The organism is Pseudomonas sp. HOU2 (assembly GCF_040729435.1).
Classification (GTDB): domain Bacteria; phylum Pseudomonadota; class Gammaproteobacteria; order Pseudomonadales; family Pseudomonadaceae; genus Aquipseudomonas.
In genome coordinates this window covers 1,872,848-1,888,639 of the sequence record NZ_CP160398.1, presented here as the reverse complement: position 1 = coordinate 1,888,639, position 15,792 = coordinate 1,872,848, and the positions used below count along the sequence as shown (strand labels likewise).

Below are 15,792 nucleotides of genomic sequence, written 5' to 3'. Positions count from 1 at the left end.
CAGATCTGACAGGTGCCAAATGGCTATCAATGTGCAGGGCAAAAAAAGGCCGGCCCGTCATACGACGGGCCGGCCTTTTTTACAGCTGCGAAACGCTTACTGCACTTCTACCGCCAGGCTTTCGGCGATCTTCTGTTGCCAGATCGCCGGGCCGGTGATGTGCACCGACTCACCGTTGCTGTCCACCGCGACGGTGACCGGCATGTCCTTGACCTCGAACTCGTAGATCGCTTCCATGCCCAGCTCGGCGAACGCCAGCACCTTGGACTTCTTGATGGCCTGCGCCACCAGGTAAGCGGCGCCGCCGACGGCCATCAGGTACACGGCCTTGTTGTCCTTGATCGCTTCGATCGCGGTCGGGCCGCGTTCGGACTTGCCGATCATGCCCAGCAGGCCGGTCTGCTCAAGGATCTGACGGGTGAACTTGTCCATCCGCGTCGCGGTAGTCGGGCCAGCCGGGCCCACCACTTCGTCGCCGACCGGATCAACCGGGCCGACGTAGTAGATGAAGCGACCCTTGAGATCCACCGGCAGGGTTTCGCCCTTGTTCAGCATCTCGACCATGCGCTTGTGCGCCGCGTCGCGACCGGTAAGCATCTTGCCGTTGAGCAGGACGGTTTCGCCCGGCTTCCAGCTCTGCACTTCTTCCGGGGTCAGGGTGTCGAGGTTGACGCGACGGGCCGACGGGCCGGCTTCCCAGACGATTTCCGGGTAGGCGTCCAGCGATGGCGCTTCCAGCGATGCCGGGCCAGAACCGTCGAGCACGAAGTGCGCGTGACGGGTGGCGGCGCAGTTCGGGATCATGCACACCGGCAGTGAGGCAGCGTGGGTCGGGTAGTCCATGATCTTCACGTCGAGCACGGTGGTCAGGCCACCGAGGCCCTGGGCGCCGATGCCCAGCTGGTTGACCTTCTCGAACAGCTCCAGGCGGATCTCTTCGATGCGGTTCTGCGGGCCACGGGCTTTCAGTTCGTGAATGTCGATGGATTCCATCAACACTTCTTTAGCCATGACCGCGGCTTTCTCGGCGGTGCCGCCGATGCCGATGCCGAGCATGCCCGGTGGGCACCAGCCGGCGCCCATGGTCGGAACGGTCTTGAGCACCCAGTCAACGATCGAGTCGGACGGGTTGAGCATGGCCATTTTCGACTTGTTCTCGGAACCGCCGCCCTTGGCCGCCACGTCCACTTCCACGGTGTTGCCCGGGACGATGGAGTAGTGGATGACCGCCGGGGTGTTGTCCTTGGTGTTTTTACGAGCGCCCGCCGGGTCGGCGAGGATCGAGGCACGCAGGACGTTTTCCGGCAGGTTGTAGGCGCGGCGCACGCCTTCGTTGATCATGTCGTCCAGGCTCATGGTCGCGCCATCCCAACGTACGTCCATGCCCACCCGCACGAACACGGTGACGATGCCGGTGTCCTGGCAGATCGGCCGGTGGCCGGTGGCGCACATGCGCGAGTTGATCAGGATCTGCGCGATCGAATCACGGGCCGCTGGCGATTCTTCGCGCAGGTAGGCTTCGTGCATCGCCTGGATGAAATCCACGGGGTGGTAATAGGAAATGAACTGCAGGGCGTCGGCAACGCTCTGAATCAGGTCGTCTTGCTTGATCACGGTCATGAGTCGCGCTCCTCTAAAAGACGGGAACATTCAATAAGGTGCCTGCGGCTTGGGTGCATCGGTCGGTCGCAAGCACCTTTCAAGGCACGCCGGGGCTGCTGGCGCGACGCTAAAAAGGCGCGGCAGTATACCGCGCCTCTGCAGGGCATACACGCGCCGGCAGTCATTCGTTGGTCGCATACCGAACACTGCTGGCCCCTGTGGCGAGGGAGCTTGCTCCCGCTCGGCTGCGCAGCAGCCGTAAATCGGTATACACGGTGGAACTGAAATATTGAGTTGGCTGGATTTGGGCCTGCTGCGCAGGCCAGCGGGAGCAAGCTCCCTCGCCACAGAAGGCGGCGTCAATCCGACAATCGGGTCATGCATTTGACGTCAATTTTTGGCGCCGAAAATCGGTGGTCATTTATCGACCGCCCCTCTAAAGTGGCATCCGGTCTGTAGAGTAGGACACTCGGTCAGCCTCCTATCGCACGGTGAGTCAACGATTGACCCATAACGCTATTCAACGTCTTTTGCTCAAACGCTTTGCACTCGCTGCAGCCACCTATGGATTGGCTTTGCTGCTGCTGTGGCTGGCGTTTTTCACCGGGCATTACCCGCAATCATTGAACAGCGTGGCCATCGGCAGCGCGCTGGTGGTGATCTGCCAGGCGACGTTGTTTGCGCTGTTCTGGTCCGGGCGCAATCAGCGCTTCGCCGACCCCAGCCTGACCGAGGCGCAAGTGCTGCTCGGGCTTGGCTGGCAGACCTGGCTGATCGCCCATCTGGATGAAGCACGCGGCGCGTTTCTGGTGTTCTACGTGCTGATCCTGCTGTTCGGTCTGTTCCATTTATCCCGGCGCGCGTTCATTCGTTGCGCGCTGCTGGTGTTCTTCAGTTTCTGTGCGATCACCCTTTGGGACGGCTTCCACTTCCGTTTGCCGGATCCGGCATTGGCGGTGTTGCAGGTGTGTATTCTGGCGATGGTGCTGGCGTGGCTGGTGATTTATGCACGCTTCGTCCAGGTTTCACGCCAGCGCATGCGCCAGCGCCGGTTTGCCTTGCAGGCGCATCAGGACACCCTGCGCGGGATGATGCGCCAACTCGAAGATCTGGTGGCCACCGACGAGTTGACCGGGCTGTTCAATCGCCGGCATTTTCTGCGTCTGGCCTCACGGGAACTGGCGGAGATGGAACCGGGCGTGGTGCATGGTCTGGCACTGATCGACCTCGATCACTTCAAACGCATCAACGATCTGCACGGTCATGCCGCCGGCGATCAGGTGTTGCAGGCTTTCGCCGGCGTGGCGGGTGCCTGCCTGCGTGACGGCGACGTGCTGGCGCGTTACGGTGGCGAAGAATTCGTGGTGTTGTTGCCCGACTGCGATGCCGAACGCCTGACCGCCTGCTGCGAACGCCTGCGCATTGCTTTCACCGATGTCGAACTGATGGGCCTGAACGTGCGTAACCTCAGCCTGTCGGCGGGCATGACCCTGCTGGAACTGGGCGACGATCTGGACGACGCTTTGCAGCGTGCAGATCAGGCGCTGTACCGGGCCAAGCGCGACGGGCGCAATCGCTGTGCAGCGGCATGGGAGAATGTGGATGCCTGAACTTCGCGTCGGTGACCGGCAATGGTCGGTGGCGGCGGGCAGCAACCTGCTCGACGCCCTCAACCAGAACGGCGTCGCGGTGCCTTACAGCTGCCGCGCCGGCAGTTGCCATGCCTGTCTGGTGCAGTGCGTGAACGGCTTGCCCGCCGACAGTCGCCCGGATGCCTTGAGCGCCGAACAGCGCCAGCAAGGCTGGCGGCTGGCCTGTCAGTGTCAGGTCACGGAAGATTTGCAGGTACACACCTTCGACCCGGTCACCGACGGTCGTCCGGCCGTGGTCGAGGCGCTGGACTGGCTCAGTGACAACGTCCTGCGTTTGCGCCTGACCCCGCAACGACCGCTACGCTACGCCGCCGGGCAGCATCTGGTGCTGTGGATCAACCAGATCGCCAGACCGTATTCGCTGGCAAGCCTGCCGCAGGAAGAGCGCTTTCTCGAATTTCACCTCGACTGCCGCCAGCCCGGCGAATTCAGCGATGCGGCGCGGCGCCTGCAGATCGGTGACCCGATCCGCCTTGGCGAACTGCGCGGCGGCGCGTTGCATTACGACCCGGACTGGCACTCGCGCCCGCTGTGGCTGCTGGCGGCCGGCACCGGGCTGGGCCCGTTGTTCGGCGTGCTGCGCGAAGCCTTGCGTCAGGATCACCAAGGCGCCATCCGCGTCATTCACCTGGCCCATGACGCGCGCGAGCACTATCTGTCCAAACCCCTGGCGGCGCTTGCCGCACAACGCGAAAACCTCAGCGTCGAGCTGTGGACGGCGGCCGAGTCAGCCGATGCTTTGGCGCAACTGCGCCTTGTTTCCCGGCAAACCCTGGCCTTAGTCTGCGGCTCGACTGCCAGCGTCGATGCGTTTGCCAAGCGTCTGTACCTGGCCGGGTTGCCGCGCAATCAACTGCTGGCGGATGTGTTTCTGACCCGCGGTTGAGCGCTGAATCTGATGTGAAGGTGAACTCCTGTGGCGAGGGGATTTATCCCCGATGGGCTGCGCAGCGGCCCCAGTTTTTGTGAGCGCTGCGCACTCAATCGGGGATAAATCCCCTCGCCACAGCAATCCAGCCTCACCACAAAAAATCTTTGTCAGCCTTTTAAATGTTGAGTAACGCTGATGACCGAAGCCATCCTGCTCGAACGCGAACGCGGTTTGCTCACCCTGCGTCTCAACCGTCCGGACAAGAAAAACGCCCTGACCCGCGCGATGTACAGCCGCCTCGCCGAGGCCCTGAAGCAGGCCGACAACGATCCTGACATCAATGCTGTGCTGATCACCGGCAGCGCTGAGTGCTTCACCGCCGGCAACGACATTGCCGACTTCATCCAGCAACCGCCGAGCGACCTCGACAGCCCGGTGTTTCACTTCATGCTCAACCTGCTCGAATGCCGCAAACCGGTGATCGCCGCCGTGGCCGGTGCGGCGGTGGGCATCGGCACCACGTTGCTGCTGCATTGTGATCTGGTCTACGTCAGCCGCGATGCGCGGTTGCGCATGCCGTTCGTCAATCTCGGGTTGTGTCCGGAGTTTGGCTCCAGCCTTATCCTGCCGCGTCTGCTCGGGCAGGCGAAAGCGGCGGAGCTGTTGCTGCTCGGCGAAGGGTTCAGCGGTGAACAGGCGGCGCAGTGGGGCATTGCCACCGAGGCGTTGGGCAGTGGCGAAGCAGCACTGAGCAAGGCGCGGGAGATGGCGTTGCGTTTCGATGAGCTACCGGCCGAAGCGGTGCGTATCAGCAAGCAATTGATGAGGGCGCCGGATCGCGAATTGATCCGTAAGGTGATCGAGGAGGAGGGCGCGTTGTTCACCCAGCGTTTGCGCTCGCCGGAGGCGTTGGCGGCATTGACCGGATTCATCAAACGGCATTGAGATTTTCGCCGGCCGGGCTGCCCTCATCGCTGGCAAGCCAGCTCCCACAGTTTTTGTGATGGATGCAAAAACTGTGATCGCCGCCGAGCCCTGTGGGAGCTGGCTTGCCAGCGATGAGGCCAGAGCAGATACAAAATCTGTTGGATCAGTATGCAAAAAGCCCCGGCACTCACATGCCGGGGCTTTTGGTTTTCAGCTGATCACTCAGACCTGTGGATCGCCAACGTGCAGGATCTTCATGCCGTTGGTGCCGCCGGTGGTGTGGTAGCTGTCGCCCTTGGTCAGGATGACCCAGTCGCCTTTTTCCACAACGCCGCGCTTGACCAGTTCGTCGATCGCCTTCTGGCTGACTTCGTTCGGAGCCAGCGAGGCCGGGTCGAACGGCACGGTGTACACACCGCGGAACATCGCCGCGCGGGCCTGGGCTTCGCGGTGCGGGGTGAAGCAGTAGATCGGCACCGACGAACGGATACGCGACATGATCAGCGGGGTGTAACCGCTTTCGGTCAGCGCGATGATCGCCTTGACACCCGGGAAGTGGTTGGCGGTGTACATGGTCGCCAGCGCAATACTCTCGTCGCAGCGCTCGAATTCCTTGCCGATGCGGTGGCTGGAAGTCTTGCTGGTCGGGTGCTTTTCAGCGCCGACGCAGATGCGTGCCATCGCCTGCACGGCTTCCAGCGGGTAAGCGCCGGCAGCGGATTCGGCCGAGAGCATCACGGCGTCGGTGTAGTCGAGCACAGCGTTGGCCACGTCGGACACTTCGGCGCGGGTCGGCATCGGGTTCTGGATCATCGACTCCATCATCTGGGTCGCAACGATCACCGCTTTGTTGTGGCGGCGTGCGTGCAGAATGATCTTCTTCTGAATGCCTACCAGCTCGGCGTCGCCGATTTCCACACCGAGGTCGCCACGGGCAACCATCACTGCGTCAGACGCCTTGATCAGGCCGTCGAGGGTTTCGTCATCGGCCACAGCTTCGGCGCGTTCGATCTTCGCCACCAGCCAGGCAGTGCCGCCGGCTTCGTCGCGCAGTTGACGGGCGTAGTTCATGTCAGCCGCGTCACGCGGGAAGGACACCGCGAGGTAGTCGACTTCCATTTCGGCGGCGAGCTTGATGTCGGCCTTGTCTTTTTCGGTCAGGGCTGGTGCGGTCAGGCCGCCACCGCGACGGTTGATGCCTTTGTGGTCGGACAGCGGGCCGCCGATGGTCACCACGCAGTGCAGCTCGGTAGCAGTGGCGGTTTCGACGCGCATCACTACGCGGCCGTCGTCGAGCAGCAGCTCGTCGCCCACGCCGCAGTCTTTCACCAGATCCGGGTAGTCGATGCCGACCACTTGCTGGTTGCCTTCGGTCAGCGGATGGCTGGTGGAGAAGGTGAACTTGTCACCGATCTTCAGCTCGATGCGCTTGTTGGCGAATTTGGCGATACGGATTTTCGGGCCTTGCAGGTCACCCAGCAGGGCGACGAAACGGCCGTGCTTGGCGGCGAGGTCACGCACCAGCTTCGCGCGAGCCTTGTGCTCGTCGGGGGTGCCGTGGGAGAAGTTCAGACGGGCGACGTCCAGACCAGCCAGAATCAGCTGTTCGAGAACTTCCGGCGAGTTACTGGCCGGGCCAAGGGTAGCGACGATTTTGGTACGACGGACGGACATGCAAAGACTCCTGAGTTCAAGCGCTAGCAGAGGCTACTATGCTCTTGGGGTGTAGTCATTGTTCGTTTGCACTACTTATTGTTTTCTTTATTGAACGTGGTTTTTTCAACGACTGTGACCGGCAACCGCTACCGCTGGTCGGTACTGGTATTTCTTACAGGTGGCACGCAGTTTTTCGATCGATATACAGATTGAATCCCGCCAATGGTGGCGGGGCTGTGAGGCTAACGACATGACAGCTGAAAAAGAAACACACCAGGCGCTGGAACCGCCAGTGATTGAAACCCCAAAAGATGGTGACAAGCCAGGTGTCCGTTTTCGAGTGGAGGGAACAGGAACACCCGGAAATTCCGCGTTCGCCTACAGCACCAGGGATCCCTTGAATCCGCTGTTTGGCCAATTGATCAGTAGCAACCGGCGATGGAATACGTTCCTGGATCTGAGCAAATTCGGTTTTTATGTCGTTGAAAGAAGCCCGGACGGCACGGTTTCGCCAAGGTCACCGGTAGTGACCATCCATCTGGAGTCAACCCCATCTGCACCGAAGGACGATGCCAACCCTCCCGAGGATGCCCCGCACTGATAACACGCTGACGAGGGCGGCATTGAAGATTTTTCGCGCAAGGTCGATACAGAGCTCAAGACAGGAGAACCTCCCCATGCGATTGTTGCCCATTGCCGCCCTTGCCCTTAGCGCCCTCGCTGCCACGGGCTGCACCCGTTGGTCGATGAACCATCATTTGAACAACGCCTACAGCGCCTATGACCGGGGCAATTGCGAGCAGGTGATGCTCGAACTGTCCAAGGTCGAGCGCGCCAGCCGGGCTCGTCCGTATGTGTGGCCGGAAGTGTCGATGATGCGCGGCCAGTGCCTGGAACGGCAAAAAATGTACATCGATGCGGCGCAGACCTATCAGTTCATCATCGCCTCGTACCCCAACAGCGAATACGCCTTCCGCGCCCGCGCGCGTCTGGAAACCCTGCAGAGCCTGGGTCATTACCCGACGCGCAGCGCGGTGGCAGCGCCGGGTCCGCAACGCTTCTGATGCTGGGTGTCATACAAACGCTGGCTGACTGTACAAGCTGAGCTATAGTCCAGTGATCCGGTTCAGAGCCTGACTCTGAACCGGGGCAACACCTGCGACTGGTCGTTGTTGAGGTGATGGCGTATTGGCGACCATCCCACCGGAAGCGGGGAGAGCGCGTCTGCGAGGCAGGCCCGTTCCGAAGCAAAGGTGCGGCTCTGTGATGGAGCCTTGCATGGCGTACTGCGCATGTTTACCGATCGTCGAATCGAACGGCACCAGTTGCCGTACTTCCTCCGGGTGTACAACAGCGTCACCGACAAACCCATCGGTTTTCTGGGCAACGTGTCCGAAGACGGGCTGATGCTTATCAGCCAGTTGCCGATGATGATCGGTGCCGAATTCCATCTGCGCCTGAAAATCCCCGCCAGCGATGGTTGCCAGCAGGTCATCGACCTCAATGCGTGCTGCCTGTGGTGTCAGGAAGATGCTACCCCCCTGCATTACGACGCCGGATTCAGCCTGCAGCGTCCACCCCCGGAATATGGGCAACTGGTCGAGGCGCTGCGTCAGTACTTCAGCTTCCAGCCATTGCCGGCTTCGGCCTGACTTCAGCGGCGCTCGCATAATTGCCATCGCGGGCAAGCCCGCTCCCACAGTGTCCGGGTTGATCACGGAATTTGTGCACACCACAAATCCCTGTGGGAGCGGGCTTGCCCGCGAAGGCGTCAGCCCAGACAACGTCTATCTACAGGCTAACCCACAGCAATCGCCCGCTCACTGTCCAGCGTCTTCTCCGCCAGCAACAACCCCATCTCGCTCAACTGATAAATCGCCATCGCCAGATGCCGTGGTTTGTCTTCCAGGCTGTCCGCCAGATCCAGCAGCAGAATGCTCACCGACGAAAAGGTTTCGTAGGTCTGGATGGCAATCGCTTCGGGATTGATGTCGGGCGCGACCCGGAACATCTGCATGCCACGGTCCACGGAATTGCGCGAGGACGGTTCGGGTTTGAGGTAGTGATCGAGAGCGCGCTCGGCGGCTTCGTGGAGTTTTTTTGAATCGGGAGATTCGTAGGGCGAGGTATCGGCAGGGTTTGTTTCGGGTGGATTCGGAGTTGGTTTGAACATGGTGATTTTCCCTTAAGTGATGCCAGCACGATCTCGCGACTAAACGAGAGGGTGGCGGCTGAACGCAGGTTAGTCGACCGGGGGAAAGCATCACCAAAAACCGGCGCGCCCGAAGGCGCCCTGCGAACAGCCACCATCGAGTGCGGGGATAGGGAATACCCGACTTGATGACGCTTATGCACATTGGCGATACCCCCCGGGCGACTAAACCCGACCACTGATTGGCAGCGGCACGGACAACGTTACGGGGCATCTGCATTGCGCACAAGCCGGCGGATTCTGGCGGATCTGTAGGCAAAGGCGCAAGGCGTTGTAGCCTCCCGACACACAGGCAAAACACCCGGAAACATACGTTGCTGGAAGGTTGCCGTTCGTCGGGACTGTCAGATTTTACAGGTGTGGGTGGGCATGGAGCGCTGGTAGAAACCTGCAATGGGAGCCAATAAGGTGGAGCGCTAAATCATGACTGATCGAGTACAGGACCAACTGCAGGCGCCGCAGGGCGATTTTGGTGACAGGCCGGTCATTGTTTCTCCTATCGAAGGGGAAGTCAGAGGCGTGGTGGTTGGTGTATCCGGTTTTTCATTGGAGCCGTCTTTGACCATCGATGTTTTTGAAATAATGGCCGACGGCTCGCGGCGGCTCTGCGGAACAGCGTTTCCCATTGCTTTGCTCTGGAGTGCCGTCTGTACGTTTTTCGGATCAGGTAAAAAAACAATTGTCGCTCAGTATCGATCTAAAAAAATCGACAGCATTGCCGCGCAGTTCGAGTTTATTTACGAACTGCCCGATCCAGTCGGAGTGCCGAAACCGACCATTGAAAGTCCCGCAGTGGGCGAGTTTGTGGAGCAGCAATTCATCCTCAGTGGCAAGGGAGAGTTCCTCGCTGGGTTACGGACCTACCGAGACTTCGGTGATTTCCCCCTGGGATATTCGGTAGTCGGCTACATCGGTAATGAGCAAGGCCCGGACCCAAAGGCTTGGCGCATGCAACTCGATCTGCAGCCCGGTCCTTTTTCGATCACGGCGACACAGACACTGCTCGGGAAGACATCGTCGCGATCTGAGGCCTTGTTGCTCAAAATCCGCCCTTCAGCTTTAACGTCCGTCAGCGTTACCTACCCGTCCCTTACCAGCGCCCGGTTCTCAGGTGAAGGTTATCCCGACGCCACCGTCGAGATCGAGATCATTAAAGGCCCGGCGGGAGCAACGCCACCACCCAGCGTGAGTGTGGCAGCAGGGCAGTGGACCACGATCTCGCAGAACTGGCCCATCGGCGACTACGATCTGAAGGTCGTGCAGAAGGTTTCCGATAACGCCGGCGGCTGGATTCCCTCGCAGGAGTATCTGTTCAAGACGTCATCGAAACTGCCGGTGCCCACCGACGTAGCCCACACTGTCTCCAATTACACCCCGACGTTCACCGGCAAGGGAGTTACCGGCGCATCGGTCGAGATCACGGACAAAGCGAACGGCAGCGCGATTGCTCCGGTGGCCACGGTCACGGCGCAAGGCTGGTCGACCCGGGCTTCTCAGGCCTGGCTGCCGGGGTCGACGCGCACGGTGCGAATCGTGCAAAAACTGGGTGGCGCGGTATCGGATGCGGTGGAGCGGATCATCAACATCGACCGTTTCCCACCGCCGACCGAGCTGGCTTTTACCGTTGTCGACTACAAGCCGCGGATCACTGGCAGAGGGATAGCCGGCGCCACAGTGCAAGTGACGGACAAGCAGACCGGCGCCGCCATTGCACCACCCGCGCCCGTGACGGGCCAGGGCTGGACGGCAGTGGCATTGACACCCTGGCAGCCGAATACAACCAGAATCGTATTGGTGGTGCAGTCCCAAGACGCTCTCGCCTCCGATCCGGTGGAAATGACCATCACCGTGCGGCTGCTGGCCCCCGTCATCACTGCCATCGAAGACGATGGACTCTCACCGAAAATCTCCGGCACCTGCTGGCCCGGCGCGACACTGAGCCTGAAGTACAGCGACAGTGCGACCGAGCACAGACCTGATGGAACCAGCGGCACCTGGACCTTCAAGCGCGAAGCTGGTTTTGCTCCAGACAAAGTGCACACGGTGACGGTCATTCAGACCGTTGCCGGGCAACCGTCACCGCCGGCCTCGGAACCGTTCTCGGTCAGCCCGGAGAAACCGGTCATCACCGAGCCGGATGAAAACGCAGACACCCACTACGACATGACCGTGCGCGGCGATAACGGCTACAGCGGTGCCACGCTGCAGCTGCGGGATGCGCAATTCGACCGGCCGCTGGGGGCGCCAAAACAGTTGGCGGCCCATGGCGCCTGGTTCATCGAACTGAAAAAACTCGAGTTCCGCAAATACCAGATCGATGCCGTGCAAACCATCGCCAGCAGACCCTCTCAGCCCAGTGCCGTGCGCAGTTTTTTTGCCGTGCTGGTGCCGCCGATCATCACGGTGCCGGAGGAGCATCAATCGCTGGCGCGCACCTCGACGCTTCGTGGCACCGGCGAACCTCTTGGGCACGTAACGATCTGGCGTGAAAATCCGAGCGAAATCCTGCGCGAGAAAGTCTCGATAGACGCCAAGGGTGATTGGTTTGCCGAAGTAACGCTGCCGGTCGGTAACTACACCCTGAAGGCCCGGCAATTTTTCGACACTCATGAATCGAAGGAAAGCCCCCCGCGCACTTACAAAGTGGTGCCCGCCGCGCCGGTTATCGAAAGCCCCGGGCGAGGCGTGCATGTCGGTCGTCGGGTTGTTGTGTCCGGCTTCGGCTACCCCGGTGACACCGTGCTGGTGACGCTGACGGGCAGCAAGGGCTCGGTACGCGCAAGCGCTCCGGTGCTCGAGAATCGCACCTGGTCGCTGACGCTTGAAACGGGGCAGTCCGGCGGGACTGCGCAGCTGGTGGCGGTGTCCTCGCGTGATGGGTTCGAGTCTGCCGCCTCGGCTGCACATCCAGTGGAACTGGGTACCTACATGCCCGGGATTGATGAGCCGGCGCCGGGACGCTGGGTGGAAAATCCGCTGCGCTTCGTCGGCAAGGGCCGCACGGGCGTGGGGCGCGTGGTGAGCTGGTACGACCCTGATCAAACCTTGCTCGAACACATTGCCGTCACCGATCAAGGCTGGCGCGGCGAGGCATCGTACGCCTTGCGTCCAGGCGGCCACTGGTGCCGATTCCAACAGACCATCACCGACGCTGCGGATGGCTCGACCGTTTCTGACTGGGTCGAAAGCGAACGTTTCGAGGTGACTTCGATTCCACCGGGAGCCCGACCATGACCGAGCCTGTGATCCGCCCAGTGCAGCAGTTGCTGCGGCAAGTGTTCAGCGATGAACAGCGCGAAACCTATACCGACTTTTGTAATTACCTTGAAAACGGCGGTTCGATATTTCCGTTGGTCGAGCAAGGCATTCAGGGGCTGGTCAGCCATTACCGGATGAACCCTGACGATGCGCAGGCCTTTTTACGCAGAGCCAACAGCCTGGCTGTGTTTGTCCGGCGCCAGTTCATCGAACACGCGTTACGCGGTTCGCAGGCCCCGATCACGCGCCCCGACAGCGGTCTGTTGTCGATGGTCGCAGGGCCGAGCTACGAGAGTTTGTTCTCGACCAATTTCGATGGGTTATGCCCACCGCAGGCCCTGGAATCAATCGCGTCCCCGGTGGCTTACCTGATCGAGTTATTGCGCTGGATCGAGGACAAAATCCACGCCGTTGGCAGTGCCGAAAAACTCGATTTGCATGAGCGCCGTCAAGATCTGAAAAAGCTGCTGGTTGACTTCAATGCCGTGCATCAGGCGGTGTCGGCGCTGGACATCGTCGTCCCGGTGCTCGAAACGTTTATCAAGGAAAACGATAGCGATACAGACCTCGAAGAGGCACTGATCCAGACCCGTTACCCCAACGGCCTGCCTTACTACCAGCATTGGGTCACGCTGGATTTTGTCGCTCGTGAGCATGGCCTGTCGGTGGGCAATATCGCCCACATGGTGGATCTGGCCTATCCCTACTTTCTGCAGCCCGAGGCGTGGGACAACGATGCCGGGCGCGCCTTCACCCATGCGTCGCGGCTGGGGCCTTATCAGCGTGAATTGCTGACGGAGGCTCCGATAGAACCTGACGATACAGACGCAAGGGACGACTATTACCGACGCAACTTTGGAACGCCTGGGACCGATTGGCAAAATCTCAATCAGGTGAAATTCTTTGGCGAGCGAACGGGGCTGGACACCCGGGATATCGAGGCGTTGCTGTCGATTCGCGAATTCGCCCCGACACGTTCGGCCAACGTCAGCGTGTATGACAGCGAGCAACCGGGTGCAGGCGAGAGCCAGCGATCCGGCTCGGTCTATCTCAACGCCGCCACCATTCCGGCGCTCGACATTGATTACCGGCAAGACAGCGAAGCCTTTCTGCATCGTTTGACACAAGCCCCGGCCATCATTGACCGCTACGAACGAATGAATCGCAAGTTGCGCCTGGATCGATGGCTGGAGTTGCCCAGCGAGCAGGTGGATGCGCTGTTGACGGCGGCAATCAGGGCAGAGGCCCGTCCTGCGAAGCTGGCGAATCCGTGGTGGATTTCCACCCATCAGGTGCATGCGCTGGGCCTGTTTCAGTCGCTGCGTGAACGCTATGGCTGTTCGGCAGAGGATTTCTCGGCATTTATCGATGAAATCTCGATATACGGTCGTGCCAATGCGCTGTCACTGTTCGATCGCACCTTCAATGGCCAGGGCAATTATCGCCAGCCCCTGATGCTGGATGGCGCAACGTTTGCGACACTGCCGGTGCAGGGTGTCGCGGAGCTGACGATCAGCCAGTTGTGCAGCGGATTGGGCATCGATCTGCAGACTTATGTCTACCTGGCAGTAGCGATCGAACGGGCGCACGAGTTCAACGGCACGCTGGAGCGCACCACAGCAGTCATTTCGAGTTTCTACCGGTTGGTGAAGTTGCCACGGCTGCTGGGTATTACTCCGGTCGAAGGCGTGCTGATGCTGACCCTCCTGGGCGGCGAGAGCTGGGTCGACGGGCTGGCAGGCTTGCCGCGCGTGCACTCACGGCTCAATAGCGAAACCACACCGGACGTGCTCAATCTGATTTATGCCCTGCACTCCTGCGTGTCCTGGTGCAAGGATCGCGAGATTCCCGTGCTGTGGATGCTGCAGCAAGTGGCACCGCTGCAGGCCCTGGCGGTTGCCACGCAGGCTGAGCAGCAGTTGTTCGAGCAGATCCGCAACCTGCTGCCTGCCGCGCTGTTCAACAACGCCGGCCTGTCGATGGCTGGCGTTCCTACGCTGCAGGGGCTGGACTGGCTGCGGTTGTTGACTGAACTGGTCGACCCTGCGGGTCTGGTCATCGATCTGCAATTACCCGAGATCGATTACCTGAAACACGCCCGGGAAACGTTCGACCAGGCAATCAGGGAAGGGCTGGGCGAAAACGACGCCAGTGTGCGGGTCATTCTCGTCGAGCGCATGCTCGGCGTGCTGTTGCAGGCGCGGGAGGCGCAGGTCTCGGTCGCTCGAGAGTGTCTGGCGGTTTACACCGGCCTTGATACCGAACGCGGATTGCTCGTGCTGACCTGGGCGCAGGCCACGGTTTATCAGTTGTTGTCTCAAGTCAGCGAGCGTGCCGAGCGTGATGCAGTCGAGGCACTCCGACCCGCCGCACGTGCCTCTGAACAACTTGACCCGCTGCTGAGCCTGCTGGCCGATGTGCGCCGCCGTAGTGCTGTGGCGAGCAAGCTGGAACTGTCTGCGGTGTTGCTCGAAGACTTTCTGCAATACGGCCACAAGGCCTGGATGGCTCAGGACGACCGGCACCTGCTGTCGATCCGCACCCTGTATTACCTGAGCGCGCTGGGTCGGGCCTTCGAGTTGAGCGAGCAGCCGGCGAGCAAACTGCTCGACTACCTGCGTCAGGTCAACGCATTGCCCGACCCTCTGACAGGCCATGCGTTGCGGCTGGCACAGGACGCGGCAGCGTTGCGGCTGGCGGCGTTTTTCGACTGGAGTGTGCAGGAGGTGCGCGAGTGCGTCGGCCGCATCAACCCTGCGCTGAAGATCCTCAAGACTTTGCCCCAGCTCGATTTGCTGATGCGTATCCGCGTATTGGCCCGGCACAGCGGCATGGACGCGCTGACGATTTTTCTCGTGGGAAATCTGCCGGAGGACGTAGACAAGGCCGCTTATCAGACCGCCGCCGAGCGCGCGTTGCTCAGCCTCTCAGACACCCGCGAGGCGGTCGTGACCTTCGCCGATGAGGTGACGCAACCACTGGTCACCATGACCTGTGTCCCGGACAAGACCGAGGTGGTGGCGGGTAAACCCGGCGAGAAAGTCCTGTTGACCGTGACCCTCAAGGACGCCGACAGCCAGCCATTAAGTGGCGTCAATGTGTACTGGCAAGTGAGCCTCGGCACGATTGTGGCCAAGGCCACTGAAGTCGATGGAAGGGTGACGGTCGAGTATCTGCCGGGCAAGGTCATGGGGCAGGAAACGCCACTGTTCTGGCTTGACCTGATCGACGCGCAACAGGCTCCGACCATCAATATTTCCGATGACGCCGAGACGCTGGACTTCCCCGCCCCCTTGAAGGCCCAGGTGCCGCTGGAGCCGGTTCCGGCGGGGCAGGAGGTCGAGCTGTACGCCACGCTGCTCGACAAATATCGAAACCCCGGGCGCAACCGTCTGGTGCGCTGGTCCTTCAAACCTGCCAGCGGCAGCAGCGGCTCGGCGGTGATTCGCCCCGAGCAGAATCATGCCGACTTCGAGGGCGTTACACGGGTGTACGTGTCGAGCACGTCCGGCGGCACGTTCTATTTCAGCGTGCGTTGCGAGGCCAATGACCACGAAATAGATTTTGACGACCCTATCACCTTTAACGGATTGCTGACTCACCAATGACGGTGT

The 15,792-nt window shown here is 60.8% G+C and carries 11 protein-coding genes; 8 read left to right on the top strand and 3 right to left on the bottom strand.

Annotated elements, in window-relative coordinates; genetic code table 11:
* Positions 1–96 precede the first annotated feature (96 nt).
* The gene (locus ABV589_RS08470; protein WP_027612504.1) at positions 97–1,620 is read right to left on the bottom strand and encodes a fumarate hydratase; all 1,524 of its coding nucleotides are present in this window, start codon (positions 1,618–1,620) and stop codon (positions 97–99) included.
* A gap of 485 nt (positions 1,621–2,105) precedes the next feature.
* Between ABV589_RS08470 and ABV589_RS08465 the strand changes: the two genes are divergently transcribed.
* The 3 genes from ABV589_RS08465 to ABV589_RS08455 all read left to right on the top strand — a co-directional run bounded on the left by ABV589_RS08465 (position 2,106) and on the right by ABV589_RS08455 (position 5,070).
* A complete protein-coding gene (locus ABV589_RS08465; protein ID WP_367085545.1) occupies positions 2,106–3,212 on the top strand; it encodes a GGDEF domain-containing protein in 1,107 nt (368 codons plus the stop codon).
* Positions 3,205–4,140, top strand: a complete 936-nt coding sequence (locus ABV589_RS08460; protein ID WP_367085544.1) for an iron-sulfur-binding ferredoxin reductase — start codon at positions 3,205–3,207, stop codon at positions 4,138–4,140. Before ABV589_RS08465 ends, ABV589_RS08460 begins: the two co-directional genes overlap by 8 nt.
* 180 nt (positions 4,141–4,320) lie before the next feature.
* Positions 4,321–5,070 (top strand): enoyl-CoA hydratase-related protein, encoded by a 750-nt coding sequence (locus ABV589_RS08455; RefSeq protein ID WP_367085543.1) that lies wholly within the window; start codon positions 4,321–4,323, stop codon positions 5,068–5,070.
* A 204-nt stretch (positions 5,071–5,274) separates the two neighbouring features.
* Here ABV589_RS08455 and pyk read toward each other — a convergent pair whose 3' ends face one another.
* On the bottom strand, positions 5,275–6,726 hold the full coding sequence (pyk, locus tag ABV589_RS08450) for a pyruvate kinase (RefSeq protein ID WP_007965891.1): 1,452 nt from the start codon (positions 6,724–6,726) through the stop codon (positions 5,275–5,277).
* A 232-nt stretch (positions 6,727–6,958) separates the two neighbouring features.
* On the opposite strand from pyk, the gene ABV589_RS08445 reads away from it, so the two are divergent.
* From ABV589_RS08445 to ABV589_RS08435, 3 genes are all read left to right on the top strand, one after another.
* Complete coding sequence (locus tag ABV589_RS08445; RefSeq protein WP_367085542.1) at positions 6,959–7,309, top strand: hypothetical protein; 351 nt, start codon at positions 6,959–6,961, stop codon at positions 7,307–7,309.
* Between the two features lie 76 nt (positions 7,310–7,385).
* On the top strand, positions 7,386–7,772 hold the full coding sequence (locus tag ABV589_RS08440) for a tetratricopeptide repeat protein (protein WP_367085541.1): 387 nt from the start codon (positions 7,386–7,388) through the stop codon (positions 7,770–7,772).
* A 228-nt stretch (positions 7,773–8,000) separates the two neighbouring features.
* Positions 8,001–8,360 (top strand): PilZ domain-containing protein, encoded by a 360-nt coding sequence (locus tag ABV589_RS08435; RefSeq protein ID WP_047296093.1) that lies wholly within the window; start codon positions 8,001–8,003, stop codon positions 8,358–8,360.
* Positions 8,361–8,506: 146 nt separating this feature from the next.
* Here the strand turns inward: ABV589_RS08435 and ABV589_RS08430 are convergent, their stop codons facing one another.
* Entirely contained in the window at positions 8,507–8,881 is a 375-nt protein-coding gene (locus tag ABV589_RS08430; RefSeq protein WP_367085540.1) for a DUF6124 family protein, read from the bottom strand.
* 462 nt (positions 8,882–9,343) lie between these two features.
* On the opposite strand from ABV589_RS08430, the gene ABV589_RS08425 reads away from it, so the two are divergent.
* Together ABV589_RS08425 and ABV589_RS08420 are read left to right on the top strand one after the other, a co-directional pair.
* Positions 9,344–12,154, top strand: a complete 2,811-nt coding sequence (locus ABV589_RS08425; RefSeq protein WP_367085539.1) for a hypothetical protein — start codon at positions 9,344–9,346, stop codon at positions 12,152–12,154.
* Positions 12,151–15,786, top strand: coding sequence for a Tc toxin subunit A (locus tag ABV589_RS08420; protein WP_367085538.1), 3,636 nt, complete (start codon positions 12,151–12,153; stop codon positions 15,784–15,786). Before ABV589_RS08425 ends, ABV589_RS08420 begins: the two co-directional genes overlap by 4 nt.
* Positions 15,787–15,792 lie beyond the last annotated feature (6 nt).